This window comes from Enterovibrio qingdaonensis, from assembly GCF_028683135.1.
In the GTDB taxonomy this organism is placed as follows: domain Bacteria; phylum Pseudomonadota; class Gammaproteobacteria; order Enterobacterales; family Vibrionaceae; genus Enterovibrio; species Enterovibrio qingdaonensis.
This window is the reverse complement of the sequence record NZ_JAJUBB010000007.1, coordinates 19,851-46,339: the sequence shown is the minus strand read 5'-3', so window position 1 is coordinate 46,339 and position 26,489 is coordinate 19,851. Positions and strand designations below refer to the sequence as shown.

Here is a 26,489-nt window from a genome sequence, read left to right as displayed (position 1 = left end):
CGCAAATACTAAATCAACATTTCATTGAAAATATATGGAGTAACGAAACATTTACTTAATCGAACAAAGCCATGCGATTCACTTAAAGGAAAAATGAAACTCGATTACACATTGCGATTTAGGGCGGGAAAAAGAAAGGAAAAGGAAAGAAAAAACCGCCCGAAGGCGGTTTAATGATGTTATCGCAGTGACGCATTAATTTCCGATAAGACCTGCATCGGATCTGCGGCTTGCGTAATTGGTCTACCGATTACCAAATAATCGGAACCCGCAGCAACGGCTTCAACAGGGGTCATGATACGGCGTTGGTCGCCCGCGTCGGAGCCTGCAGGGCGAATGCCTGGCGTAACCAATTTGAAATCCTGTCCCAATGCATTTTTAAGCATGCTGGATTCATGTGCTGAACAAACAACACCATCCAGGCCACTATTGCGTGTCAGAGTAGCCAGTGACATGACGTGTTCTTGAGGCTCACGGCTGATACCAATACCAGCTAGATCGCTTTGCTCCATGCTGGTTAGCACGGTCACACCAATCAGCAAAGGCTTGTCGTTACCATACGGCTCCAAGGCCTCACGTGCAGCAACCATCATACGTTCACCGCCACTCGCGTGAACGTTTACCATCCATACGCCTAATTCTGCTGCTGCAGCAACTGCACGCGCACAGGTATTAGGAATATCGTGGAATTTCAAATCGAGGAAAACAGTGTGTCCACGGTCATGTAGCTTACGCACATAATCAGGACCATACAGGGTAAACATTTCCTTACCCACTTTCAGGTGACAACTGCCTGGCTCAATACGGTCAACAAACGCCAGTGCCTGATCAATATTTGGGTAATCCAATGCAACAATTACTTTTGGGTCCTGCATTCCTAATTATTCTCCGTCTAGACCTCTAATGGGCTTAATTGATCCCCATCCTTTGCATGATGGACAGTGCCAATACAAAGAGTGGGTAGAAAAACCACACTTACGACAACGATAGTGAGGCTTAACTTTTAATTGTTCTTCTACAAGATGTTTTAACGTGTTTAAGCTGACTTTGGCGCGCCCTTCCTCGGCTTGTTCAACATGGAGTTGCATCAGCTTGTGGAAACCTTTCATTGTTGGATTTTTTACAAGTTGGCGCGTCAAAAAGCTTTGTGCCATGGCTGCATTCTCATGTGAATTAATCACATCAGACATCATTAATTCTGCTGTCGCCCCCGTGTTCTTTTCTAGGCAACTTTTTAAGAAGCGTACCAGTGCCATTTCCTTTTCAAGGTACTGGTAGCACTTGTCTAACAAAGGCAATGCCTCGCTAATAAAGTCTGGATCCTGCTCTAAAACCTGCTCGAGGACTTTTATTGCATCTTTGTAGTCTTCATTTTGGATGTCGATACGCGCAATCATGAGTGACGCACGTACACATGTTTTGTCCGTGGAGAGCGATTTCTTTAGCAGTTGCCTTGCCGACTTTTCGTTGTCATCCCCCAACGCTTGCATCGCCAGCTCACAGTAGAAGTGGGAGATATCTCGTTTGAGCTTGGTCTTGCCCGACTTCACCAAACGACTCGCCGTATCAATGGCTTTTTCCCATTCTCTGGTTTGTTGGTAGATAGCAAGAAGTTGCTGCAGCGCGAACTGCTTATAATCCGGCTCATCAACGAGTTGGTGGAAGATTTTCTCTGCGCGGTCAAAAAAGCCTGCGACCATATAGTCTTTAGCAAGCTGCTGCAACGCGAGATTACGTTGGTCAATGGTGAGATTTGGACGAGCGATGAGGTTTTGGTGAATACGAATAGCGCGGTCGACCTCTCCGCGTGAACGGAATAGGTTCCCGAGTGCAAGATGTGTATCTATCGTCTCGTTGTCGACTTGAAGCAGCTCAATAAACAGGTCTACTGCTTTGTCAGATTGATCTGACAAAAGTAAGTTCAAGCCTGCGACATATTGTCTTGAAAGATGGTGAGACTGATCCTGTCGACGATGACGAGCATTCCTATTACCCATATACCAGCCATAACCGGCGGCGATTGGTAGTAATAGAAACAACAGCTCAAGCATTTACTGTTATTCCTTAACCGGGTCCGTGCGCAACTTATCGAGTTCTTGGCGCTGCTTATTGACTTGTTTTCTCAACATGGACGCTGACATTTTGGCTTTCAAGTAAAGCAAACCACAAATCAACCAGCCAAGCGCAAATCCAGTGCCAAACACAATGCCAAGTAGCAACGATAATTTGAATTCACCTTGCGCAAGCAGGTAGTTGAAGTTAACCACTTCCTGATTCTGTGTCCCTAACGCCAATGCGACGAGAAAACTCACGACGAGCAATACGATACCAATAATCTTCACTGTCACTCCCTCTTTAAAATTTCCGGCGCACAACAACTAACTGATGAAAAGGTCAGTAACTTGCGAGCCAGTTTATGTGTGATTATGCAGTAATTTGGCTTGTCAGACCATTCTAATAGGCATAAAAAAAACGGCATACGATACGCATGCCGTTTTTTTATTCAGAATCGAATCAACCGTTAAAGGTTAACTCGGTCGCGAAGCTCCTTCCCAGGTTTGAAGTGAGGAACGTACTTGCCGTCCAACTCAACTTTGTCACCTGTCTTTGGATTACGTCCAACTCGAGGAGCGCGATAATGCAAAGAGAAACTACCAAAACCACGAATCTCGATTCTGTCACCTTCCTCGAGTGTAGTGGCCATGTGCTCAAGGATTTCCTTGATGGCATCTTCTACCTGTTTGGCAGAAAGATGGGTTTGTTGACTACACAGTCTTTCGATCAACTCAGACTTCGTCATGATCACCCCGCTTTTAGTATGTTTCTCAACAGTATAACTGTAGAGGAGGAATTTTTCCCCCTCAGTTCACATTAATTATTCGCTTTTCGCAGCTTTGAACGCGTCAGCCATAGCGTTACCGAACGCAGCGTCGTCCGCTTTGTTCAGAGTAGCCATTGCTTCTTGCTCTTCTGCTTCGTCTTTAGCACGTACAGACAGGTTGATTACGCGGTTCTTACGGTCAACACCGGTGAACTTCGCTTCAACTTCGTCGCCAACAGCCAGAACCAGAGTCGCATCTTCAACGCGATCACGTGATGCTTCAGAAGCACGCAGGTAACCTTCAACGCCTTCAGCCAACTCAACAGTTGCGCCTTTAGCGTCAACAGCAGTTACTTTACCCTTAACTACAGCGCCTTTTTTGTTGTCAGCCATGTAGTTGTTGAATGGGTCTTCTTCCATTTGCTTGATGCCCAGTGAGATACGCTCACGCTCAGCATCAACTTGAAGAACAACTGCAGAGATTTCGTCGCCTTTCTTGAAGTCGCGAACTGCGTCTTCGCCTGCAACATTCCAAGAAATGTCAGACAGGTGAACCAGACCGTCGATACCGCCTTCCAGACCGATGAAGATACCGAAGTCAGTGATAGACTTGATCTTACCAGTTACGCGATCGCCTTTGTTTTGCATTTCTGCAAATACTTGCCATGGGTTGTTCTTACATTGCTTCAGACCCAGGCTGATACGGCGACGCTCTTCGTCGATGTCCAGAACCATAACTTCAACTTCATCACCCACGTTAACAACTTTAGATGGGTGAATGTTTTTGTTAGTCCAGTCCATTTCAGAAACGTGTACCAGACCTTCAACGCCTTCTTCGATTTCTACGAAGCAGCCGTAATCAGTCAGGTTAGTTACACGACCAGTCAGTTTGTGACCTTCTGGGTAACGGTTAGCAATTGCTACCCATGGATCTTCGCCAAGTTGCTTCAGACCCAGAGATACGCGAGTGCGGTCACGATCGAACTTCAGAACTTTAACCAGAATCTCGTCACCTACGTTAACGATTTCTGATGGGTGCTTAACGCGTTTCCAAGCCATGTCAGTGATGTGCAGCAGGCCGTCAACACCGCCCAGATCTACGAATGCACCGTAGTCAGTCAGGTTCTTAACGATACCTTTAACTTCCATGCCTTCTTGCAGAGAAGCCAGCAGTTCATCACGCTCAACGCTGCTTTCAGATTCGATAACAGCACGACGAGAAACAACAACGTTGTTGCGCTTCTGGTCTAGCTTGATAACTTTGAACTCCAGCTCTTTGCCTTCCAGGTGAGCAGTGTCACGTACTGGACGAACGTCAACCAGTGAACCTGGTAGGAACGCGCGGATGCCGTTCAGTTCTACAGTGAAGCCACCTTTAACTTTACCGTTGATAACACCGATAACAGTTTCAGCGTCTTCGTAAGCTTTCTCCAGTTGGATCCAAGCTTCGTGACGTTTCGCTTTTTCACGAGACAGTTGAGTTTCACCGAAACCATCTTCGATCGCGTCAAGTGCTACGTCTACTTCAGCACCAACTTCGATTTCTAGTTCGCCAGCAGCGTTTTTGAACTGCTCAGCTGGAATAGAAGACTCAGACTTAAGGCCAGCGTCAACCAGAACGTAACCGTTCTCGATAGCTACTACAGTACCTTTAACGATCGCACCTGGGCGGGTTTCTAGCTCTTTAAGAGACTCTTCAAAGAGTGAAGCAAAAGATTCAGTCATTAATTTGATCTTCAATTTAAACGGCCACGGGTATCCTACCGCGTGGGGTTGATGTTAATGTCGGTCATCATCCTTGCGACCAACGGTTTTCACCGCTGCTTCAAGAAGCAACGGTCAATCTACTTTCAATATAGGCTAATGCCTGCTCCAGCACCTGCTCAATGTTGAGAGAGGTGGAGTCGAGCACCAGCGCATCTTCAGCGGGACGCAATGGCGCAACTGCACGGTTGCGGTCACGATCATCACGTTCCTGAATTTCGCTCAAAAGGCGGTCAAAGTTAACATCTAACCCCTTCAGTTGCAACTGGTTCATACGGCGTAGGGCGCGTTCTTCCGCACTTGCGTCCAGAAAGATTTTCACTTCTGCATGCGGGAATACTACGGTACCCATATCACGACCGTCAGCAACCAGACCAGGGGCTTCCACAAATGCACGCTGACGTCGCAACAATGCTTCGCGGACTCGCGGCAATGCCGCCACTTTAGACGCAGCCATACCTGTTTCTTCTTTACGAAGTTCACCCGATACGTCTTCGCCTTCAAGGATAACTTTTACCAGATCACCTTCGGCTTTAAACTGCACATCTAGGTGCGCAGCCAAAGGAACCAGCGCGTCTTCGGACTCAGTGTCCACACCATGGTGAATAGCAGCTAACGCTAAAACACGGTAAATCGCGCCAGAATCAAGCAAATGCCAGCCCAGCTTCTCTGCTAACAACATGCAAAGCGTACCTTTTCCGGCGCCACTTGGGCCGTCAACGGTAATCACAGGTGCTTGGGTAGACATAGACTTCTCCAAATCGTTTACGTCCGAAGCAGTTAGCGAAACACGACGTACACATCATGTGGTTAACTACTTCGAGGAATCGGGGGCGTATTATAGGGAAGTCTCAATAAAAAAAATAGGTCGGCGACGCGACCTATTTTCTCTTTTTATCACATAGCGGAACGTTAACTTTCCGCAAGTGCTGATAATTTGTCAAAGTAGTCAGGAAAAGTCTTCGACGTACACTTAGGATCGTTAATGGTCACCGGCGTATCACTAAGCGCAACAAGCGAGAAGCACATTGCCATTCGGTGGTCATCATAGGTGTCTATCGCAGCATGTTGAAGGTTTGGCGTGGGAGTGATCGTAATGTAATCTTCACCCTCTTCAACCTCCGCACCTACTTTACGTAACTCCGTCGCCATCGCAGAAAGGCGATCGGTTTCTTTCACTCGCCAATTGTAAACATTACGGATTGACGTGGTTCCCTCAGCAAATAATGCTGCCGTTGCAATGGTCATCGCCGCATCTGGAATATGATTAAAATCTAAATCAACCGCTTTCAGTTCGCCTCGGCGCGCAATGACATAATCATCACCCCATTCAATCTCCGCCCCCATTGCTGCCAACGCATCTGCAAACTGCACATCACCTTGGATGCTTTTCTTACCAATGCCTGTTACTTTGACTTCACCACCTTTGATGGCAGCCGCCGCAAGGAAGTACGATGCAGATGATGCATCACCTTCAACAAGAAAGTCACCCGGTGAAACGTACGTTTGGTTTCCTTTCACATGGAAGGTTTGGTAGTTGTCATTGACAACCTCAACACCAAACTGCGCCATGATATGAAGGGTTATGTCGATGTATGGTTTGGAGACCAAATCGCCTTTGATACGAATGTCTGTGTCACCACTAAACAGTGGTGCAGTCATTAAAAACGCGGTCAGAAATTGGCTCGAGATAGAACCATCAATTTCGACGCTTCCCCCTGCAATGTCTTTGCCCACAATACGCAGTGGCGGGTAGTTTTCATTCTCAAGGTAGCTAACTTGCGCGCCAACATCGCGCATGGCATCTACAAGGTGTCCTATCGGGCGTTCTTTCATACGCGGCTCGCCCGTCAATACATACTCTCCCTTACCAAGGCAGAGTGCGGCAGCCAGTGGACGCATAGCGGTCCCAGCGTTACCTAAAAACAGTTCTAACGGTTCAGATGTATTGAATGCGCCACCTAACCCTTCCACTTCACACTGCGTTTTGTCGTCTGAAAGTCGGTATGTCACACCCAGTTTAGTGAGCGCGTTAAGCATATGACGGATGTCATCGCTATCAAGTAGGTTGGTGAGGCGAGTCGTGCCTTTAGCAAATGCGGCAAGAAGAAGTGCACGGTTAGAAACACTCTTTGAGCCTGGGAGATTAACTTCACCGTTAATCTTAGAAATGGGTTGTAATGTCAACTGCTCCATCTGAACTTCGTGATTCCTTATTGTTTCGTAACCCGAGAGTAACGAAAAAGCAGCCAAGTCGCTACCCTCAGCTGCTCTGATGTGCTGTTTTCTTCCTTTTTACGACTCAGTGAGTTAGCGCGTCATTTTCTTCACGAAGACAACGACGAAGAGGGCAATTGTAAAACTCCCAGTGAAAGCTTCTGTTGCTGCGACAAGCCGCGACATTCCTATCGGAATAAAGTCGCCGTAACCTAAGGTTGTAAAGGTAACAACGCTGTAATACAGACAATCTGAAAATGCCCAAAAGTTGCCTTCGATTGTCTGGGTTGCGGCATAACCTACATATTCACCCGCATACTGGATACCCATATAAAAGTAGATAATTGCGCAAAGCAGAATGAGAGCAAGCGAGAAGAATATGACACGAATGGGACTTTCTCCGTAGCCACAGAACAAATCTACTGTCTTAGACATGGCCCGTTGTGTCGAATACATGGGCATCTGAAAACGCCTCATGGTCAGCTCTTTTTGTAAGAAATAGCCTGCCATCGTAAAAATACCCTGCGCTTCAGACGCTTTACGCAAATCCCGATAGATTTCCTCGGACTGCTCAAAAAGATCAAGCGCCTTCTCCATGTCCCGTTTTTTTTCTGCCTGACGGCCTTCCTCTTCCTGTTGAAGAGTATTGCCTATTTTAATGTTGTCGATTTTGGTGTCAGTGAGCTTCACGCCGAGTAAATTGCAATTGATAAAGCTAGCACAGTGGATATTGGCATCGTGAAGATCGGCTTTCATCAAACTGCCATGATCAAATTTCGCATTAAACAGGTGTGCGTTGGTCATGTTGGAGCGATAGAAGTTGGCATAACTCAGATCGTATCCGCCTCCCGCTCCATGTTTCACCAAGTTCACATCTTGTAGGTCAGCCCGCTTCACAATAATGCCCCTTAGCTGCCCGCCACTTTTCGCGTACGCTTCGAGACGCAATTTGACATCCGCACCATCCTTTGGCGCATTTTCGTCATGCCAAAAGCAAAACCCCGACTCTCCCGCTATCTCGCTACATTTGTGTGCGGTGCCATCAGGATCGAGGTACTGACAGCAAGATTGAGCGTGGCTGTCATTTCCGAGTGTACTGTTTTGATGCTCGTTTTCCGCAGAAGTCCCAGAGGGCGCGGTGTTAAAATTGGTGGAATCTGAATGGTTTGACATAACGACACCTCCAATTTCTCAGTATAGAAACAGGTTGCCGAAAGTGAGAGGTAGGGATGAGGTTATATGAAAGAAAAAAGGGCAAGAGTGCGTGCCTCCTGCCCTTTTTATTGGCAAAAACTTATTGAATGTCTTCTTTATTGTCTTCGATTGGCAGGACCAAATTCAGAATAATGGCGGTCAAACCACCCGCTGCCATTCCTGAAGACAGAATGTTTTTAATCCATTCAGGCATAAATTGCAGGATTTCAGGTTTTTGTGCGATACCTAGTCCCATAGAGAAAGACAACGCCATAATCAGAATCGCACGGCGGTTAAGCTCACAGCGTGAAATGATACGAATGCCTGACGCTGCAATGGTACCGAACATCACGATCGTCGCCCCACCAAGCACGGGCTCAGGGATAAGCTGTACAAGCGTTGCAACCCCTGGCAACAAACCAAGAATGACCAACATACCCGCCACGAAATACCCAATGTATCGACTCGCGACACCCGTAAGCTGGATGATGCCATTGTTTTGACTAAACGTAGAGTTCGGGAAACTGTTCAACACAGCAGCCAAAGCGGAGTTAACACCGTCGGCCAGCACGCCGCCTTTAATTCGACGCATGTATACCGGGCCAGATACTGGCTGTTCTGATGTTTCCGATGTCGCGGTGATGTCGCCAATCGCTTCCAGTGACGTCACTAAGAACACAATAATCAATGGCACTAACAAACCCACATCAAATGATAGGCCGTATTGCATCGGAATCGGCACCGCAAAGAATTCTACATCGCTTGCTGGCGAAGTGTTCACCATACCTAGCGCAAACGCTATCAAGGTGCCGACCGTCATCGCGATAACAATCGACGATACACGAAGGTAAGGGTTGTTGATGCGATTAAGCAGAACAATAACACCCAGCACTGAGCCAGCCAGAAGAAGGTTTTTCGGGTCGCCAAAAGTACCACTTTCAATGGCTGCATAGCCGCCACCCATAGAGGTCAAACCTACTTGGATAAGTGTCAGACCAATCAAGGTAACAACAATACCGGATACGAGTGGCGTGATAACGCGCTGCGCATGTTCAAGAACGCGGCTCAAGAAGATTTCTGTCATTGACGCCACCATGATGGTACCGAAAATAGCAGCCATCATCGTTTCGACTGTTGCACCGCCCGCTTTCATCGCAAGGCCAGCACCAATAATAGGACCTAAAAAGTTAAAGCTGGTGCCTTGAATCGACAGAAGGCCTGATCCCAGTGGACCAAAGGTACGAATTTGAATAAGCGACGCTAAGCCAGATGCAAATAATGACATGCTGACAATGGTATTGGTGTCAGACGCTGGCAGGCCCAAGGTTTGGCAAATGATCAGTGAAGGCGTAACCACAGCGACGAACATCGCCAGTAAGTGTTGGACAGCCGCAAACAATGTCTGTGGAAGTGGCGGTCTGTCGTCCAGACGATAAACCAATTCAGACGAGCGAGCTTTTTCGTTAGTGTGAGAAAGAGTCATGGCAAAAGTACCTGTAAAAGTCGCATTCCTCAATGCGCTGACTGGGCATTGGGCTGTCAAAAAGCCTTGTTCTGTTATTGCTGTTACTCAGAGCTTAGAGACGATAAAGCGATGGTGGAGAAGGAAATTTTTCGCCATTTTAGAACTGAAAAAACAAAAAGCAATCGTTTGCGGCAAACGCTTGCGTCAACTGGTCACACAATAACCACATTTAACACAGGGAGAACATAAGCAACAAAAATTTCATCACTTCTGTATACTTTGACTGGTCTGATGAGAAAGGAGGTCCGAGTGTCCGATACCCCAATACTCCATGAAATCGATGGTTACATCCAAACCATATACCTTGCCGAATATCAAAAGGGATTAATGCTGCTCGACGGTTGCAGCCGCGCCGATGTTGGGGTCGTGCTGTCATACATTGCACACTCACTTGACCGTCCCATTGAGGATTTGAAATGGATTGTCGTGACCCATATGCACCCCGATCACGCAGGAGGAGCTCACCGACTGCGTAGCATTACGGGGTGTCAAATCGCGACAGGCGTTGCAACTGACGAATGGTATCGCGGCATAGATGGCATCATGATGCATTGGACGGATATTGCGCTGGCTAAATGGATGGCGAAACGCATGGGGAAAACGCCCAAACGGGTTTGGTACGATCGTCGTTTGCACGCTGACCTTTACCTAAAGGACGGGGATACTTTACCTGGCTTTTCCGATTGGAAAGTACTCGAAACCCCCGGACACACCGACAGAGACATTTCACTCCATCACCCAGCGATGAGCACAATTTACGTGGCTGATTTAATGGTGACGGTAAAAGGGCGGTTTATTCCCCCTTTCCCTGTCTTCTACCCGAACCGTTACAGAGAATCACTTGCCAAAGTGTTTTCACTCCAAGCCGAGTCCATCATGCTGGCGCACGGGGGAAGAGTCTCGCCGACGCAAGAAGACATTCAATTTCTAACGAATAAAATTCCAAAGAGGCCAGTGACGCATTGGCGTTCGGTTAAAACCAAATTGAAAAAGCTGGTAGGCATTTAGTCGGTACAAAAAAGCCGTCTTGCGACGGCTTTGGATTACATTTCTTTTAAACGCTTACGCGTTGTTCGCTTCAAATTCTTTCATAAAGCCAACAAGTGCTTGCACACCTTCTAACGACATCGCGTTGTAAATAGAAGCGCGCATACCACCAACATCACGGTGACCTTTCAGTGCCTTCAGGCCTAATGCGTCAGATTCCGCTAGGAACTTTTCATCCAATTCTGGGTTCGCCAGTTGGAATGGCACGTTCATCAAGGAGCGGTTATCTGGGTGAATGTTATTCACGTAGAACGATGACGAATCAATGAAGTCATAAAGCAGTGCTGCTTTCTCTTCATTTTTCTTCTGCATCGCTTCAACACCACCCTGCTCTTTCAGCCACTTGTAGACTTCACCTGCCAAGTACCAACCAAATGTTGGTGGTGTGTTGAACATCGATTCTTTGTCTACCAGCGTCTTGTAGTTCAGGATGTTAGGTAAATAGTCTTTCGCTTTACCTAGCAAATCATCACGAACAATCACCAGCGTAATACCCGCGGGACCGATGTTCTTCTGCGCGCCCGCATAAATGACGCCGTATTGTGAAACGTCGATTGGGCGAGACAAAATGGTCGACGACATATCAGCAACGATAGGCTTACTCGTTTCTGGCAAGTCGCGGATTTCTATACCGTCGATGGTTTCATTAGGGCAGAAGTGAACGAATGCCGCATCGCTGCTCAGTTTCCAACTTTTCGCTGGCAGTACTGCGCGCTTACCGTCAACTTCGGTTTTCACGTTCACGACATTCGGCGTACAGTATTTTTTCGCTTCTTGAACAGCACTTGCCGCCCAGTAACCACCATCGATATAGTCAGCAATGGTGTTGTTACCCAGAAGGTTCATTGGCACTGCAGCAAATTGTGCACGTGCACCACCTTGGGCATAAAGAACGTGGTAGTTGTCAGGGATAGACAGCAATTCACGGAGGTTTTTCTCAGCGTCAGCAACAACAGCTAAAAATGGCTTCCCGCGATGCGATACTTCCATTACGGACGTACCGGACCCGTTCCAGTCAGTCAATTCTGCTTGAACTTTTGCCAGAACAGCCTCAGGCAACATTGCCGGGCCAGCCGAGAAGTTATAGACCTTTTCCATGATTTCAGAATGCTCCTGCGTTTTATCGCTTATTTATGATGTTCTAATTTAATCTGTGCGTACGACCTGTTAACGACCGCTCACTAAACCGATGCTAAGCCTGCGTAGCGCAAAATATGCTCATTTTGTTTTATCACCTTTTGGACATGATTGAAACGACAATTCGCGTTCTCATTCTGCCTTATTTAGAAAGGTGATAAAAAAAACGCAGCCAATGCTGCGTTTTTTATACCTAAAGTCCGAATGCGCAGAGAATTACTCTTCGCTGTCGTCTTCTTTTGGTGCTTCGTCAGAAGAATCTGGCTTGGTTTCAGCCGTTGCTTCCGCAGGTGCTTCTGTCGTTGACTCTTCACCCTCTTCCAATGGCAGGATTTCTTCATCCGGCTCATCGATACGTTGAAGGCCAACCACTTTCTCACCTTCGCTTGTACGGATAAGCGTAACACCTTGGGTATTACGGCCAACTTGGCTTACTTCCGCAACACGCGTACGAACCAGAGTACCACCATTGGTGATCATCATGAATTCGTCGCCAGCTTCAACTTGAACCGCGCCGACAACACAACCGTTACGCTCAGAGACCTTAATCGACACAACACCCTGTGTTGCACGGCTCTTCGCTGGGTATTCACTCAGTTCAGTACGCTTACCGTAACCATTTTCAGTTACTGTCAGTACATCACCGTCGTTGTGAGGAACGATCAGAGAAACAACTTTGTCGTTTTCTGGCAGTTTAATACCACGAACACCTGCTGCGGTACGACCCATGCCACGTACCTGTCCTTCGTTAAAGCGAACAACTTTGCCCGATTTCGAGAACAGCATGATGTCGTTATCACCCGTTGTGATATCTACACCAATCAGCGAGTCATTTTCACGCAAGTTAACTGCAATGATACCTGCGCTACGAGGACGGCTGAAGTCAGTCAGCGGCGTCTTCTTAACGGTACCGTCACCGGTTGCCATAAAGACAAACTTGTCAGCTGCATATTCTTTCACAGGCAGAATCGCAGTGATGCGTTCGTCTTGCTCCAGCGGAAGCAGGTTAACAATTGGTTTACCACGCGCCGTACGCGAAGCCAACGGCAGTTGGTAAACTTTCAGCCAGTACATACGACCACGGCTTGAGAAACACAAAATAGTATCGTGTGTATTCGCTACCAGAAGACGCTCAATGTAGTCTTCTTCTTTCATGCGCGTCGCTGACTTACCTTTACCACCACGACGTTGCGCTTCGTAATCAGTCAGAGGCTGATACTTCACGTAACCTTCGTGAGACAAGGTAACAACAACGTCTTCCTGATTGATCAGGTCTTCGATGTCGATGTCTGCACTTGCTGCAGTGATTTCAGTGCGACGCTCATCGCCGTAACCGTCACGAACCGCTTCTAGCTCTTCCGTGATGACTTCCATCAAACGCTCAGGGCTAGATAGGATAAGCATCAGCTCACCGATCAATGTCAGCAGCTCTTTGTACTCATCAAGAATCTTTTCGTGTTCAAGACCCGTCAGTTTGTGCAGACGCAGATCCAAGATTGCTTGCGCTTGTTGTTCAGTCAGGTAGTACTTACCGTCACGAACACCAAACTCGTCTTCCAACCACTCAGGACGCGCAGCGTCAACGCCAGTCGCTTCTAGCATTGCAGCTACAGAACCAAGGTCCCAACCGCGTTTTTGTAGTTCTTCACGAGCAATCGCAGGGGTTTGAGCGTTGCGGATCATTTCGATGATTTCATCGATATTCGCCAGAGCAATCGCCAGACCTTCAAGGATATGTGCACGATCACGTGCTTTACGCAGTTCGTAAATAGTACGACGTGTCACCACTTCACGGCGGTGATTCACAAAGCACTTCAGCATATCCTTCAGACCAAACAAACGTGGCTGGTTATTATCCAGCGCAACCATGTTGATACCAAAAGAGGTCTGCAGTTGCGTTTGCGCATATAGGTTGTTGAGGATTACCTCACCTACTGCATCACGCTTACATTCAACAACGATGCGCATGCCGTCTTTATCTGACTCATCACGCAGTGCGCTGATACCTTCGATCTTCTTATCTTTCACCAGCTCCGCGATCTTCTCGATCAAGCGCGCTTTGTTAACCTGATAAGGGATTTCAGTAACAACGATCGTTTCTTTACCGTTCTTCTCGACTTCGATCTCTGCGCGTGAGCGAAGATAGATCTTACCGCGACCGGTACGGTATGCGTCTTCAATACCTTTACGGCCATTGATCATCGCAGCGGTAGGGAAGTCTGGACCCGGAATATGCGTCATCAGCTCTTCAATGCTGATGTCTTCATTTTCGATATACGCCAAACAACCATTAATGACTTCTGTCAGGTTGTGAGGAGGAATATTGGTCGCCATACCTACGGCAATACCGGAAGAACCGTTTACCAGCAGGTTAGGAATTCGGGTAGGCATGACCTCTGGAATTTGTTCTGTACCGTCGTAGTTTGGAACAAAATCAACGGTTTCTTTATCCAGATCAGCCAGCAATTCGTGGGCGATTTTCGCCATACGAACTTCGGTATAACGCATCGCCGCAGCAGAGTCGCCGTCGATAGAACCGAAGTTGCCTTGACCATCAACCAGCATGTAACGCAGCGAGAACGGCTGTGCCATACGGACAATGGTGTCGTAAACAGCGCTGTCACCGTGTGGGTGGTATTTACCGATCACATCGCCGACAACACGGGCAGATTTTTTGTATGCTTTGTTCCAGTCATTGCCTAGTACATTCATCGCGAAAAGAACGCGGCGGTGTACTGGCTTCAGACCATCACGCACATCAGGAAGAGCACGACCCACGATAACTGACATCGCGTAGTCGAGATATGAGCTTTTCAGCTCCTCTTCAATATTGACGGGCGTGATCTCTTTAGCAAGATCGCTCATGGAGCCAATATCCCTCAGGTAAGTATGTCAAAGTTGACTACGTGCAAGACAGCGAGAATACCATAAAAACCCGCCATTAGTCACAGCCTAAACCCGAGATAAATCACGAAATACTCTTATTTTGGCCCTCTAAAGGCCAACAGGGCGAAAAAATGCTCAACTTCAAGGTGGAGGTCGCGTTTTTCATTTGAGGCTCTCACAGACGCATCTGGAAAACCATTTGAAGCAACCTCTCTAAAATTGCCCAGATCACAAATCAACATGTAACAACTTTGATACACATGGAATGCGAAGCCGATCCCAATGCCCATAGTATTTGTAAGTGAAAATGCTACAGACACATTTCGTGTTTGTAAGGGGGACGCTATGTTATATCAGGCAATCAATGCATTGGGCATGGCGATCATTATCGGTAAATACACGTTATTAGGTCTGCTCGCAGCAATTACGCTGGCTGGCGCAGCATAAATTTTATTATCGATAATTTCGCTAACTGGAGTCACTCTAACCGGGGGTGAAAACCTCCGGTTTTGCTGTTTTCAATCTTTCCTCTCCCCCGCTCGCGCAAACTTCTGTATATTCCAACCAATAAGTTAAACACTTTTTAGGGATAAGTAGTCGATGACATCTCCACGCAATGTCGACCCAGCAGAAATCAAAAAATTTGAAGATATGGCTTCGCGCTGGTGGGACTTAGAAGGCGAATTTAAGCCTCTGCACCGCATCAACCCATTACGTTTAAATTACGTTATCGCCGAAAGTAATGGAATTTTCGGCAAGAAGGTTCTGGATGTTGGTTGTGGCGGCGGCATACTTGCAGAAAGCATGGCACGTGAAGGCGCACTCGTAACTGGTCTCGACATGGGTAAAGAACCTTTAACTGTTGCGCGTCTACATGCATTGGAAACAGGTACTGACGTTTCATATATCCAATGTACTGCTGAAGAGCACGCTGAATCCCACGCACAGCAATACGACGTCGTCACGTGCATGGAAATGCTAGAGCATGTGCCAGACCCGGCCTCTGTTATTGCGTCATGTGCAAAACTCGTGAAACCAGGTGGACATGTCTTTTTCTCCACACTAAATCGCAATGTGAAATCTTGGCTATTTGCGATTGTGGGTGCTGAACACCTGATGAAAATCGTACCGAAAGGCACGCATGACCATCAGAAATTCATCCGACCATCTGAACTTCTGCGCATGATTGATGCTACATCGTTACAAGAAAAGCACATGACGGGGCTGCACTATAACCCCCTTACCGATCATTATTGGCTTTCACCTCGTAATGTTGATGTGAACTACATCGTTCATACCCAATGCCCGGCGTAACCGGGCATTTTTTTCCAAGCTAAAGTAACAACGAGCAGGATCTCACGATGAAAGGACGCATCAACGCCGTACTGTTTGATTTGGATGGCACCTTACTTGATACGGCACCAGATATGGCAAACGCCGCCAATCAGGTACTAATAGAGCATGGGCTAACCCCTTTATCAAAAGCACAAATACAGGCCAATACCAGTCATGGTGCTAGAGGGCTCCTACGTGCAGGATTCGGTAAAGAGATTGAAGGGAAAGATGTAGACGCACTGCGACTAATGTTTCTTAAACATTATGAAAAGGACATCTGTCGTGCTACCAGCATGTACTCTGGTGTACCTGAGCTACTGCAAGCCCTAACTAAACAGTCGATCCCATGGGGGATTATGACAAATAAGCCCGGCTATCTAACTCACCAACTGCTGACCTATTTCCCTGATTTACAAAACGCTCAAGCACTTGTCTGTGCCGACACCTTGCCCGTTGCAAAGCCTCATCCTGAACCACTGATTCTTAGTGCTGAACGTCTTGGCGTCACCCCTGAATCCTGTATCTATATTGGTGATATACAAAACGATATCGTCGCGGCAAAGGCAGCTGGCATGTATTCAGCGGTAGCGTCTTGGGGATATATATCGACAACCACCGACCCGCTCGATTGGGAGGCAGATCTTATTTTTAACAATATTGAAAAGGTTCTGTCATTATTCTGATCTTTATCACAACCCATTTGTGCATAAAACAACCGATGATCAATAGCTTAAGCTGAATCACCCTTTCGATTCTCAAGCAAGAAAAATAAATTTTTTAATTTCTCAAAACCACCCAAAAAGATTTGCTTTTTCCTATGCTATTGGCTTGATTGGCATATCAGGGTTAGTAAACACTAACGTTTGTTTTAAATCCCCAAGATATCCACAGATAACGCTATCAGCAGTAACTTGCATTATCTCCCACCCAACACTATCTTGTTACCAAAGTCAGTCGAAGACCCTATATGTAGTGTTTCGACACACAAGTCATAATTTTAATATTGATCACAAATCTGCCTTGTATTTTGTGAAATTCACAAAAACACGTCTTCAGGCATGGAAATACCGGGAACAAGATAAATGAACCAACAACTCACTGTTCAAAAACGAAGTGGCGCGAAGGAAAACATAGATTTAGACAAAATCCACCGAGTCATTACTTGGGCTGCTGAAGGCCTAGATAATGTTTCTGTTTCTCAAGTAGAACTCCGCTCACATATCCAGTTCTACGACGGTATCAAAACTGAAGACATTCACGAAACCATCATCAAAGCAGCGGCAGATCTTATCTCCGAACAGACGCCCGACTACCAGTACCTCGCTGCTCGCCTCGCCGTGTTCCATCTGCGCAAGAAGGCATATGGTCAGTTTGAACCACCAACGCTGGGTGACCATGTTCGTAACATGATTGACATGGGCAAATACGACAAACATATTATCGAAGACTACACTGCAGAAGAGTTAGACGTTCTCGATAGTTATATCGATCACTGGCGTGATATGAACTTTTCTTACGCTGCTGTTAAGCAGTTGGAAGGTAAATATTTGGTACAGAACCGCGTTACTGGTGAAATCTACGAAAGTGCGCAGTTTTTGTACATTATGGTCGCTGCATGTTTGTTCGCCAATTACCCGAAAGAAACCCGACTTGATTACATCCGACGTTTTTATGATGCGGTGTCACAATTCAAGATCTCGCTACCAACACCCATCATGTCAGGCGTACGTACACCAACCCGTCAGTTCAGTTCCTGTGTGCTGATTGAGTGTGATGACAGCTTAGATTCAATTAACGCAACGGCAAGTGCGATTGTTCGTTACGTAAGCCAACGAGCAGGTATTGGTATCAATGCGGGTCGTATTCGTGCGTTGGGTAGCCCTATTCGCGGCGGCGAAGCGTTCCATACCGGTTGTATCCCATTCTACAAGTATTTCCAAACAGCGGTTAAATGCTGTTCACAAGGCGGTGTTCGCGGTGGAGCAGCAACCCTGTTTTACCCAATCTGGCACCGTGAAGTTGAAAACTTGCTGGTGTTGAAAAACAACCGTGGCGTTGAAGAGAACCGTGTTCGTCACATGGACTACGGTGTTCAAATCAACAAACTGATGTACACGCGCCTCATCAAAGGTGGAAACATTTCACTGTTCTCGCCTTCAGATGTGCCAGGTTTGTACGATGCATTCTTCGCGGACCAAGACGAGTTTGAGCGTCTGTACAACCAGTATGAAGAAGACACTTCAATCAAGCGTCAAACTGTAAAAGCCATTGAACTGTTCTCTTTGATGATGCAAGAGCGCGCTTCTACGGGTCGTATTTACATCCAGAACGTGGATCACTGTAATACTCACAGCCCATTCGACCCGCAGGTGGCTCCAATTCGCCAGTCAAATCTATGTCTGGAAATTGCACTACCGACCAAGCCTCTGACAAACGTTGAAGATGACCAAGGCGAAATCGCGTTGTGTACCCTGTCAGCGTTCAACCTAGGTGCCATCAAAGAGCTTGATGAGCTCGAAGACTTGGCTGATTTGACTATCCGTGCGCTGGATTCATTACTGGATTACCAAGATTATCCGCTCCCTGCTGCGCGTAAAGCGACAATGAACCGCCGTACTCTAGGTGTGGGTGTCATTAACTTTGCTTATTACCTCGCGAAGAACGGTGTACGTTACTCAAATGGCAGCGCAAACGGACTTACTCACCGCACGTTTGAAGCCATTCAGTACTACCTGCTGAAAGCGTCTGTCGGCTTGGCAAAAGAGCAAGGTGCTTGTCCATCGTTCAACGAAACGACATATGCGAAAGGCGTCCTACCAATCGATACCTACAAGCGTGACTTGGACGCGATCTGCGATGAGCCACTCCACTACGATTGGGAAACGCTTCGCCAAGAGATCGTCGAACATGGTTTGCGTAACTCAACGTTGTCAGCATTGATGCCGTCTGAGACCTCTTCGCAAATTTCGAACGCCACCAATGGTATTGAACCGCCGCGCGGTTATGTATCGGTCAAAGCGTCTAAAGATGGCATCCTTAAGCAGGTCGTTCCGGAGTTTGAGAAATACAAAGATAACTATGAGTTGCTATGGAGCCTCGAATCAAACGATGGTTACCTCCAACTCGTTGGTATTATGCAGAAGTTCATCGACCAAGCGATCTCGGCGAACACCAACTATGACCCTAGCAAGCAGCCAGGCGGTAAAGTGCCTATGAAACTGCTGATGAAAGATCTGCTTACTGCTTACAAACTGGGTGTCAAAACGCTGTACTACCACAACACTCGTGATGGTGCAGATGATGCACAACAAGACCTAGCAGCAGAAGATGATGGCTGCGCAGGCGGTGCATGTAAAATCTAATTCAACATCCTAGAGGGAGCAATGCTCCCTCTAAACGGTTAACTTTTTCACGGCGTATTGATAGCAATGGCTTACAGCACTTTCTCTAAACAAAACAACAATCCCCTAAAAGAACCTATGTTCTTTGGTCAGCCAGTGAACGTTGCTCGCTATGACCAGCAAAAATATGAAATTTTTGAAAAGCTGATCGAAAAGCAACTCTCCTTTTTCTGGCGTCCTGAAGAAGTGGATGTCTCTGGCGACCGCATTGACTACGCCAACTTGCCTGAACATGAAAAGCATATATTTATCAGTAATCTGAAGTACCAGACGCTGTTGGACTCCATCCAAGGCCGCAGCCCAAATGTGGCACTGCTTCCTCTGGTATCTATCCCTGAATTAGAAACATGGATAGAGACATGGTCATTCTCTGAAACTATCCATTCTCGTTCTTATACTCACATCATTCGCAACATCGTCAACAACCCATCTCTGGTGTTTGACGACATTGTTGTAAATGAACAAATCATCAAACGCGCGGATGATATTGCAGGTTATTACGACGATTTAATTCAAGCTACTGGCGACTACCATCGCTTAGGTGAAGGTGAACACAACATCAATGGCGAAACGGTGGTTGTGTCACTGCGTGAGTTAAAAAAGAAACTCTACGTCTGCCTGATGTCAGTTAACGCGTTAGAAGCCATTCGTTTCTATGTCAGCTTCGCCTGTTCTTTCGCATTTGCAGAACGTGAACTGATGGAAGGTAATGCCAAAATCATCAAGCTGATTGCTCGCGACGAAGCCCTTCACCTAACCAGCACCCAACACATGTTGAATATTCTGCGCGGCGGTGAAGACGACCCAGAAATGGCAGAAATCGCTAAAGAGTGTGAACAGCAGTGTTTTGATTTGTTCAAAGCGGCCGCAGAGCAAGAAAAAGAGTGGGCAGAGTACCTGTTCAAAGATGGCTCGATGATCGGCTTAAACAAAGACATTTTGTGTCAGTACGTTGAATATATTACTAACCTGCGCATGTCTGCGGTAGGTCTGAAGCAAGCGTATGCGGGGGCTAACCAAAACCCAATTCCTTGGATTAATGCTTGGCTGTCTTCTGACAACGTTCAAGTTGCCCCTCAGGAAGCTGAAATCAGCTCATACCTAGTCGGTCAAATCGACAACGATGTTGATGTTGATGACTTAGGTGACTTTGAACTATGAGCCGAATCACTATCACAGTGAACGGTCAATCGCTGGTGGGTAACACCCACCAGCCCTTGCTTGAGCAATTAGAGCAAGCTGGGCTACAACCCGAATTTCAATGCCGAAATGGTGTGTGTGGCGCATGCCGCTGCAAGCTGCAAAAAGGCAGTGTGTCTCAGCAAGACACAATGGCTTATCTTGCAGCCGGAGAAATACTCACTTGCAGCGCGATACCGGCACAGAACATCGAATTAGATTTCGATTATCAAGTTTCATTTGTAGCAAGAAAAGCCGTGAACCTTTGACTCAGGTTCACGGCGCTTTTTTTGTCTAGCCAAACAGACTCTTCCCCAGCAAACACAATGAGTTCCTTGAACTACATCAGAAAAAATATCACGTAACCCCTTTCGCGTTATTCACCATTCCCACCTATAAATCCAAATTTATTCGCCAGACATGATTAGTTAATCAATATATACCTCTTCCATATCTTATTTATAAGACATTTTATCAAGCTAAGATTTCATCCTAAAACTAAGGCAATTCTTAATCGTTGTTCCTACTATACCTACAGGTGCTTCACCCGTTTTTAGATCCTCTCTATTCGAAGGCACATTAAGGAGCAACACTTATGGGACTGCATTATAAAAACCAAAATGGTTTGGAAGCTGAAGACCTCTATGAAGAAGTCCTCTCCCAAACCCAGCTACCAAAATTCGCCCTACCTAAAGAAAGTCAGCCCGCAGACCTCGTCGCACAGATGCTAAAAGACGAGCTACTGATGGATGGGAATGCTCGACAGAACCTCGCTACATTTTGCTCTACCTGGATGGAACCCAGTGTTCATGAACTCATGGATGTCTGTATCGACAAAAACATGATCGATAAAGACGAATATCCTCAAACTGCTGAGATCGAAGCTCGCTGTGTCCACATCCTCGCTAAATTGTGGAATAGCCAAGAAAGTGAAACCACGGTTGGCTGTTCAACCACTGGCTCCTCGGAAGCCGCGATGCTGGGCGGTTTGGCCATGAAGTGGCGTTGGCGTCAAAAGCGCGAAGCGCAAGGACTCCCTACAGACAAACCCAACTTAGTGTGCGGTCCCGTACAAATTTGCTGGCATAAGTTTGCGCGCTACTTCGACGTCGAAATGCGCGAAATCCCCCTAGATGGCGATGAAGTTTGTATGAACCCAGACAAACTCATGCAATATGTCGATGAAAATACCATTGGCGTTGTACCAACTCTCGGCGTGACTTACACCTGTGTATTTGAACCTGTCGAAGCTATCTCCAATAAACTCGATGAACTGCAAGCCTCTACAGGCCTAGATGTCCCTATTCATGTTGATGGTGCGTCAGGCGGTTTTATCGCTCCCTTTATTAACCCAGAATTGAAATGGGATTTCCGCTTACCGCGTGTCGTTTCCATCAACAGTTCAGGTCATAAATATGGTCTCGCTCCTCTCGGTGTGGGCTGGGTTGTATGGCGCGATGAACAACACCTGCCAGATGAATTGGTATTCAATGTCGATTACCTTGGCGGCAACATGCCAACATTCGCCCTTAATTTTTCCCGACCTGGCGGACAGATCGTCGCCCAATATTACAACTTCCTACGGTTAGGTTTTGATGGCTACAAAGGCATCCAAGAAAGCTGCTTGAAAACCGCACAATGGCTGGCAGATGAAATTGCGAAAATTGGTCCATTTGATCTGTTTTATGATGGCCGCGGCGGATTACCCGCACTAAGTTACAGCCTGAAAGAAGGGGACTGGGGATTTACCCTCTACGACCTGTCCGATCGAATGCGCATGCGCGGTTGGCAAATTGCCTCTTACCCATTGCCAGGTAACCGACAAGATACGGTTATTCAGCGCATCATGATCCGCCATGGCGTAAGTCTTGATATGGCCGCTCTGATGTTAGAAGACCTCAAACGTTGCGTTGAGTACTTCAAGCAGTACCCCCAAGTGCATTCCGGTGCAACGTCTTCATTCCACCACGGTTAACCCGCTCTTCGCCCAAGAAAAGTTAGTTTTGCATTTATCCCTGTCTGGCCGCTCGCTCGACGGTCAGACATACTTGCAGGAACAAGAAAGATGAATAAGAAATCGCCTTCTAACAGCAGCCTCAAGCAAGCTGGAAAAATCAGTGTCGCTACCTTTGCCATCATGAACGTGGTAGCCGTTGTCAGCCTTCGTGGCTTACCCGCCGAAGCCGAGTACGGACTCAGTTCGGTGTTTTACTATGTCTTTGCTGCGGTGTTCTTTTTAGTGCCCGTGTCTTTGGTCGCCGCCGAATTAGCAACCGGTTGGCCAGAAAAGGGCGGTATTTTCCGCTGGGTCGGTGAAGCGTTTGGCCCTCGCCTTGCCTTCATTTCAATGTTTTTGCTTTTCGTTCAAGTCTGCGTGTGGTTTCCAACGGCCTTAACGTTCGGTGCAGTGTCTCTCGCCTTTATCGGTCCAGATCAGACATTTGATGCTGCGTTGTCGCAGAATAAATTCTTTGTGCTCGCCATCGTGCTCGCCATCTATTGGTTTGCGACGTTTGTGGCGTTCAAAGGAGTCTCTGCGTTTACCTTGCTGTCCAAATGGGGCGGTATCATTGGTACCATTATCCCTGCCATTATCCTGATCATATTAGGGTTTTCGTTCTACTTCAGCGGCGCAAAAATTCAGATTGATTTGTCATGGTCACAACTGGTACCAGACTTCTCAAACTTCAATAATGTCGTACTCGCCGCCAGCATATTCTTGTTCTATGCCGGTATGGAAATGAACGCTATTCACGTAAAAGACCTCGAGAACCCCACCCGCTCATACCCATTGGCAATCGGTATGGCTGCATTGGGGACTGTCGTGATCTTTATCCTTGGTACGTTGGCGATCGCGTTCGTGATCCCAAGCGCAGACATTAACCTCACACAAAGCCTGCTTGTCGCCTACTTTGACATGTTCAAATGGGCAGGCCTCGGCTTCCTCGCCCCCATCATGGCCATTTGTCTCGCAATCGGTGTTCTGGCGGGTATCGTGACATGGGTTGCGGGGCCATCAACGGGTCTGCTTGAGGTAGCGAAAGCCGGTTACATGCCTCGCTTCTGGCAGCACACCAACAAAAACGGCATGGCAACACATATCCTTCTGGTACAAGGTATTATTGTCAGCTTCTTGGCCATTACCTTCGTCGTGCTCCCATCCGTAGAAGCGGCGTATCAGATCCTCAGCCAACTTGCGGCCGTTATCTATCTAACCTTGTATATGCTGATGTTCTCCGCTGCGATATACCTGCGTTTCAGCCAGCCTAATCGTCCTCGTCCCTACCGCGTACCGGGCGGTAAAAACGGCCTGTATGTCATTGCTGGTATAGGTTTCACAGCATCGCTGACTGCGTTTGCGTTCAGCTTCATTCCCCCAAGCCAAATCGCCGTTGGCAGCCCAACCGTGTTCATTTCACTGCTGGTTGGCTTAACACTGCTGTTTATCGCAATTCCGCTAGTCATTTACGCAGTGAGAAAGCCCCACTGGCGTGACGAAAACTCAGATTTTGCGCCATTCACTTGGCAAATCGAAGGCGTTCACCCTGGCTTGCAGAATCACTCTGACAAGCACACGCCGCAAGTCACAGAAAGCCACCAAAACAACCAAGGAGGCAACGCATGAACTCGATGCCTAACACCACTGAATTGCAAGCACTGGTTGATGAAACGTATACCTTGTTCCATAGCCTTCCGGGCGGTGAGAACGCAAGTTACATTCCCTACTTAGACTCCGTACCGTCTGCACTTTCCGCCTTGGTCGTCGTGACGGCTGACGGTCAGGTGTTCCAAGCGGGTCAAAGTGACTATGGGTTTGCCATCGAGTCTATTTCCAAAGTCGCTACCCTCGGCTTGTTGATGGAAGATGTTGGGCCTGAAGAAGTGAGAGAGAAAATTGGTGCCGAGCCAACAGGCCTGCCGTTCAACTCCGTGCTCGCACTTTGCGAGCATCAAGATAAGCCACTGTCACCGCTTGTAAATGCAGGTGCAATGGCAAGTGTCAGCCTGCTTAATGCTCAGAGCCCAGAAGAACGCTGGTCACGCATTCTCGACATGCAACGCAAGCTTACTGCCAACGAGATTGTGTTATCTGATGAAATCAACGAATCAGAGCAAACGACCAACTTCCACAACCGAGGCATTGCATGGCTACTTTATGCAGCCGGAAATTGTTTTTGTGACCCAATGGAAGCGTGTGAAGTTTACACGCGACAATGCTCAACACTCGTCACCTGCAAAGATCTCGCCGCAATGAGCGCAACGCTTGCGAACAAAGGCGTGAATCCGATCTCAGGCGAGCAAGTACTCTCCGCCAAAAACATTCCTCATATTCTTGCCGAAATGACGATGGAAGGTCTTTACGATTATTCCGGTGATTGGGCCTTTGAAGTGGGATTACCTGGGAAAAGTGGCGTGGGTGGCGGCATTCTTGCTGTGGCTCCAGGTAAACTCGGCATTGCCGCGTTCTCTCCACCGCTGGATGAATCAGGCAATAGTGTCCGCGCACAACGAATGATTGCCCATGTCGTGAAATCACTGGGACTCAATATCTACTCGTCGTGAACCTGTGGCGAAAAAACAGAGAAAAAAGCCTGACAACTGTCAGGCTTTTCTTTATTCGTCGATTTCTGCGGGAATGTGTAGCGATTCCAACGTTGTCAGCGCACTGACTTCCGGAAACATCTCTTTTCCTGTCAGGTATCTGCGCAACATATCGAGCAGCATTGTAGAAGCATAACAACGGTAATCTTCATTGGTTAGCTTACGGCCGGTTTTCACAATGATGCCCCAGTCCCCCAATGCGGTCGAAAGGCCCAATGCGACTCGGCCTGCTTCTACATTTCCACTGGCAAGACCAAGCTCTACACCTGCATTTTCTCGTGCTGCCGTCGCCATTGCGAGTACTGCCGCAAGCGGGTTGTAATCCGTTTCTGTCACCAGCGAAGACTCACTTAACACCCAACTTTGAACCAGCGCATTTCTGGTGTCCACGTTCTCGTTTAACCAGTTGGTCAGGTAACCACCTGTAAACTTCTCTGCGACCGCTAAATTCAGGTTCATTTCGTTCAGCAACGCACCCATGGTATCCAGCAATGATTTGCCATCACCCACCAGATTGTCACCAATCGCATGCCGGATTGCTTCTGTGATCAAAGAGATTTCTGAGTGCTGACGCGGCGAAAACACCTTCACTTCAATAAACGGAAGTGCAGAACGGTAACCGAGTTCAAAACCGTCTGGGAGATCTATCGCCTCAAAGCGATCATTAAGCGTAGATTCACCAACGCCAAATGAGTAAAGACGCTGAATCTCGCGCTTGGCGGTATTGGGATAACGCGCTTGAAGCCTTGGCAGAATTTCATTTTCGAACATCTGCTTGAATTCGCTAGGCACCCCCGGCGTAAAGAACATCAAGCACCCATTAAGCTCGGCCGAAAAACCACAAGCACTGCCAACTGGGTTATCAATCAGTTCCGCGCCCTCTGGCAACATCGCTTGCTTGATGTTGCTCTTTGGCATGGTGCGGCCATTCTTTTCGAAACGTTCTTTCAACGCAGTCAGCCAATAGCTGTTCAGTTCAAGATCCACATCCATCGCCATCGCCATGGCTTCTGTGGTGAGATCATCGGTCGTTGGCCCTAATCCGCCGTTTACAATCACCACGTCGGAGACTTGGCTACACCGCACTAATTCAATCGCAATATCATCCAGTGCATCACCGGTCGTCACACGACGATTAAGGGCAAACCCTTCCTCGAAGCAACGACGCGAGAGCCAAGCGGCATTGGTATCGGTGATATCACCATGTAATACCTCTTCGCCTGTACTTAACATGGCAACACGAAGTTTGCTCTGCTCCACCGATATCTCCTTGTATGCATTGAAGTTAGTCCATTATGCACAGACACTTATCACCACCGCAACCGCCACGTGCGTACACTTTTAATTACACCTTCCGTTTTTATTTTGTTACACTCCGCCA

General features: G+C 47.4%; 22 protein-coding genes. 10 read left to right on the top strand and 12 right to left on the bottom strand.

The genetic code is table 11. The features are described 5' to 3' along the window. Positions 1-179: 179 nt before the first annotated feature. The 9 genes from pyrF to LRP49_RS11230 all read right to left on the bottom strand — a co-directional run bounded on the left by pyrF (position 180) and on the right by LRP49_RS11230 (position 9,479). Positions 180-875 (bottom strand): orotidine-5'-phosphate decarboxylase, encoded by a 696-nt coding sequence (gene pyrF, locus LRP49_RS11270; RefSeq protein ID WP_274142285.1) that lies wholly within the window; start codon positions 873-875, stop codon positions 180-182. Positions 876-881: 6 nt separating this feature from the next. Further along, positions 882-2,051 (bottom strand): lipopolysaccharide assembly protein LapB, encoded by a 1,170-nt coding sequence (gene lapB, locus LRP49_RS11265; protein ID WP_274142283.1) that lies wholly within the window; start codon positions 2,049-2,051, stop codon positions 882-884. A gap of 6 nt (positions 2,052-2,057) precedes the next feature. After that, on the bottom strand, positions 2,058-2,342 hold the full coding sequence (locus LRP49_RS11260; protein WP_274142281.1) for a LapA family protein: 285 nt from the start codon (positions 2,340-2,342) through the stop codon (positions 2,058-2,060). Positions 2,343-2,521: 179 nt separating this feature from the next. After that, a complete protein-coding gene (gene ihfB, locus LRP49_RS11255; protein ID WP_028022728.1) occupies positions 2,522-2,800 on the bottom strand; it encodes an integration host factor subunit beta in 279 nt (92 codons plus the stop codon). A 75-nt stretch (positions 2,801-2,875) separates the two neighbouring features. After that, positions 2,876-4,546 (bottom strand): 30S ribosomal protein S1, encoded by a 1,671-nt coding sequence (gene rpsA, locus LRP49_RS11250; protein ID WP_274142279.1) that lies wholly within the window; start codon positions 4,544-4,546, stop codon positions 2,876-2,878. Positions 4,547-4,646: 100 nt separating this feature from the next. Beyond that, on the bottom strand, positions 4,647-5,333 hold the full coding sequence (gene cmk / locus LRP49_RS11245) for a (d)CMP kinase (RefSeq protein ID WP_274142277.1): 687 nt from the start codon (positions 5,331-5,333) through the stop codon (positions 4,647-4,649). 164 nt (positions 5,334-5,497) lie between these two features. Further along, positions 5,498-6,781, bottom strand: coding sequence for a 3-phosphoshikimate 1-carboxyvinyltransferase (aroA, locus tag LRP49_RS11240; protein ID WP_274142276.1), 1,284 nt, complete (start codon positions 6,779-6,781; stop codon positions 5,498-5,500). A 114-nt stretch (positions 6,782-6,895) separates the two neighbouring features. Continuing rightward, positions 6,896-7,975, bottom strand: coding sequence for an ion channel (locus LRP49_RS11235; RefSeq protein WP_274142274.1), 1,080 nt, complete (start codon positions 7,973-7,975; stop codon positions 6,896-6,898). 121 nt (positions 7,976-8,096) lie between these two features. Then, a complete protein-coding gene (locus LRP49_RS11230; RefSeq protein ID WP_274142272.1) occupies positions 8,097-9,479 on the bottom strand; it encodes a uracil-xanthine permease family protein in 1,383 nt (460 codons plus the stop codon). On the opposite strand from LRP49_RS11230, the gene LRP49_RS11225 reads away from it, so the two are divergent. Next, the gene (locus LRP49_RS11225) at positions 9,478-9,684 is read left to right on the top strand and encodes a hypothetical protein (RefSeq protein WP_274142270.1); all 207 of its coding nucleotides are present in this window, start codon (positions 9,478-9,480) and stop codon (positions 9,682-9,684) included. The genes LRP49_RS11230 and LRP49_RS11225 overlap by 2 nt on opposite strands. Positions 9,685-9,770: 86 nt before the next feature. After that, positions 9,771-10,529, top strand: a complete 759-nt coding sequence (locus tag LRP49_RS11220; RefSeq protein ID WP_274142268.1) for an MBL fold metallo-hydrolase — start codon at positions 9,771-9,773, stop codon at positions 10,527-10,529. A 54-nt stretch (positions 10,530-10,583) separates the two neighbouring features. Here LRP49_RS11220 and serC read toward each other — a convergent pair whose 3' ends face one another. Both serC and gyrA read right to left on the bottom strand, forming a co-directional pair. Further along, positions 10,584-11,666 (bottom strand): 3-phosphoserine/phosphohydroxythreonine transaminase, encoded by a 1,083-nt coding sequence (gene serC, locus LRP49_RS11215; protein ID WP_274142267.1) that lies wholly within the window; start codon positions 11,664-11,666, stop codon positions 10,584-10,586. Positions 11,667-11,921: 255 nt separating this feature from the next. Further along, positions 11,922-14,570 carry a DNA topoisomerase (ATP-hydrolyzing) subunit A gene (gene gyrA, locus LRP49_RS11210; RefSeq protein ID WP_274142266.1) on the bottom strand — a complete coding sequence of 883 codons (2,649 nt, stop codon included), beginning with the start codon at positions 14,568-14,570 and terminating at the stop codon, positions 11,922-11,924. 621 nt (positions 14,571-15,191) lie between these two features. Between gyrA and ubiG the strand changes: the two genes are divergently transcribed. The 8 genes from ubiG to glsA all read left to right on the top strand — a co-directional run bounded on the left by ubiG (position 15,192) and on the right by glsA (position 25,069). Next, a complete protein-coding gene (gene ubiG / locus LRP49_RS11205) occupies positions 15,192-15,905 on the top strand; it encodes a bifunctional 2-polyprenyl-6-hydroxyphenol methylase/3-demethylubiquinol 3-O-methyltransferase UbiG (RefSeq protein WP_274142265.1) in 714 nt (237 codons plus the stop codon). A gap of 47 nt (positions 15,906-15,952) precedes the next feature. Beyond that, complete coding sequence (gene gph, locus LRP49_RS11200; protein WP_274142264.1) at positions 15,953-16,609, top strand: phosphoglycolate phosphatase; 657 nt, start codon at positions 15,953-15,955, stop codon at positions 16,607-16,609. A 399-nt stretch (positions 16,610-17,008) separates the two neighbouring features. After that, entirely contained in the window at positions 17,009-19,288 is a 2,280-nt protein-coding gene (gene nrdA, locus LRP49_RS11195; protein ID WP_274142263.1) for a class 1a ribonucleoside-diphosphate reductase subunit alpha, read from the top strand. A gap of 66 nt (positions 19,289-19,354) precedes the next feature. Then, on the top strand, positions 19,355-20,488 hold the full coding sequence (gene nrdB, locus LRP49_RS11190) for a class Ia ribonucleoside-diphosphate reductase subunit beta (protein ID WP_274142262.1): 1,134 nt from the start codon (positions 19,355-19,357) through the stop codon (positions 20,486-20,488). Beyond that, complete coding sequence (yfaE, locus tag LRP49_RS11185; protein ID WP_274142261.1) at positions 20,485-20,775, top strand: class I ribonucleotide reductase maintenance protein YfaE; 291 nt, start codon at positions 20,485-20,487, stop codon at positions 20,773-20,775. The genes nrdB and yfaE overlap by 4 nt, the downstream gene beginning before the upstream one ends. A gap of 326 nt (positions 20,776-21,101) precedes the next feature. Beyond that, entirely contained in the window at positions 21,102-22,481 is a 1,380-nt protein-coding gene (gene gad, locus LRP49_RS11180) for a glutamate decarboxylase (protein ID WP_274142259.1), read from the top strand. A gap of 90 nt (positions 22,482-22,571) precedes the next feature. Beyond that, positions 22,572-24,131 (top strand): glutamine/gamma-aminobutyrate antiporter GadC, encoded by a 1,560-nt coding sequence (gadC, locus tag LRP49_RS11175; RefSeq protein ID WP_274142258.1) that lies wholly within the window; start codon positions 22,572-22,574, stop codon positions 24,129-24,131. After that, positions 24,128-25,069: a glutaminase A gene (gene glsA, locus LRP49_RS11170; protein WP_274142257.1), complete on the top strand. Its 942-nt coding sequence runs from the start codon at positions 24,128-24,130 to the stop codon at positions 25,067-25,069. The genes gadC and glsA overlap by 4 nt, the downstream gene beginning before the upstream one ends. Positions 25,070-25,120: 51 nt before the next feature. Here the strand turns inward: glsA and LRP49_RS11165 are convergent, their stop codons facing one another. Continuing rightward, complete coding sequence (locus LRP49_RS11165; RefSeq protein ID WP_274142255.1) at positions 25,121-26,368, bottom strand: CinA family nicotinamide mononucleotide deamidase-related protein; 1,248 nt, start codon at positions 26,366-26,368, stop codon at positions 25,121-25,123. Positions 26,369-26,489: the final 121 nt, after the last annotated feature.

What these genes read in the sequence shown, in the direction of transcription:
- pyrF (WP_274142285.1), bottom strand. Translation starts at nt 875, where the DNA reads ATGCAGGACCCAAAAGTAATTGTTGCATTGGATTACCCAAATATTGAT.
- lapB (WP_274142283.1), bottom strand. Translation starts at nt 2,051, where the DNA reads ATGCTTGAGCTGTTGTTTCTATTACTACCAATCGCCGCCGGTTATGGC.
- ihfB (WP_028022728.1), bottom strand. Translation starts at nt 2,800, where the DNA reads ATGACGAAGTCTGAGTTGATCGAAAGACTGTGTAGTCAACAAACCCAT.
- rpsA (WP_274142279.1), bottom strand. Translation starts at nt 4,546, where the DNA reads ATGACTGAATCTTTTGCTTCACTCTTTGAAGAGTCTCTTAAAGAGCTA.
- cmk (WP_274142277.1), bottom strand. Translation starts at nt 5,333, where the DNA reads ATGTCTACCCAAGCACCTGTGATTACCGTTGACGGCCCAAGTGGCGCC.
- aroA (WP_274142276.1), bottom strand. Translation starts at nt 6,781, where the DNA reads ATGGAGCAGTTGACATTACAACCCATTTCTAAGATTAACGGTGAAGTT.
- LRP49_RS11235 (WP_274142274.1), bottom strand. Translation starts at nt 7,975, where the DNA reads ATGTCAAACCATTCAGATTCCACCAATTTTAACACCGCGCCCTCTGGG.
- LRP49_RS11225 (WP_274142270.1), top strand. Translation starts at nt 9,478, where the DNA reads ATGGCAAAAGTACCTGTAAAAGTCGCATTCCTCAATGCGCTGACTGGG.
- LRP49_RS11230 (WP_274142272.1), bottom strand. Translation starts at nt 9,479, where the DNA reads ATGACTCTTTCTCACACTAACGAAAAAGCTCGCTCGTCTGAATTGGTT.
- serC (WP_274142267.1), bottom strand. Translation starts at nt 11,666, where the DNA reads ATGGAAAAGGTCTATAACTTCTCGGCTGGCCCGGCAATGTTGCCTGAG.
- gyrA (WP_274142266.1), bottom strand. Translation starts at nt 14,570, where the DNA reads ATGAGCGATCTTGCTAAAGAGATCACGCCCGTCAATATTGAAGAGGAG.
- ubiG (WP_274142265.1), top strand. Translation starts at nt 15,192, where the DNA reads ATGACATCTCCACGCAATGTCGACCCAGCAGAAATCAAAAAATTTGAA.
- gph (WP_274142264.1), top strand. Translation starts at nt 15,953, where the DNA reads ATGAAAGGACGCATCAACGCCGTACTGTTTGATTTGGATGGCACCTTA.
- nrdA (WP_274142263.1), top strand. Translation starts at nt 17,009, where the DNA reads ATGAACCAACAACTCACTGTTCAAAAACGAAGTGGCGCGAAGGAAAAC.
- nrdB (WP_274142262.1), top strand. Translation starts at nt 19,355, where the DNA reads ATGGCTTACAGCACTTTCTCTAAACAAAACAACAATCCCCTAAAAGAA.
- yfaE (WP_274142261.1), top strand. Translation starts at nt 20,485, where the DNA reads ATGAGCCGAATCACTATCACAGTGAACGGTCAATCGCTGGTGGGTAAC.
- gad (WP_274142259.1), top strand. Translation starts at nt 21,102, where the DNA reads ATGGGACTGCATTATAAAAACCAAAATGGTTTGGAAGCTGAAGACCTC.
- gadC (WP_274142258.1), top strand. Translation starts at nt 22,572, where the DNA reads ATGAATAAGAAATCGCCTTCTAACAGCAGCCTCAAGCAAGCTGGAAAA.
- glsA (WP_274142257.1), top strand. Translation starts at nt 24,128, where the DNA reads ATGAACTCGATGCCTAACACCACTGAATTGCAAGCACTGGTTGATGAA.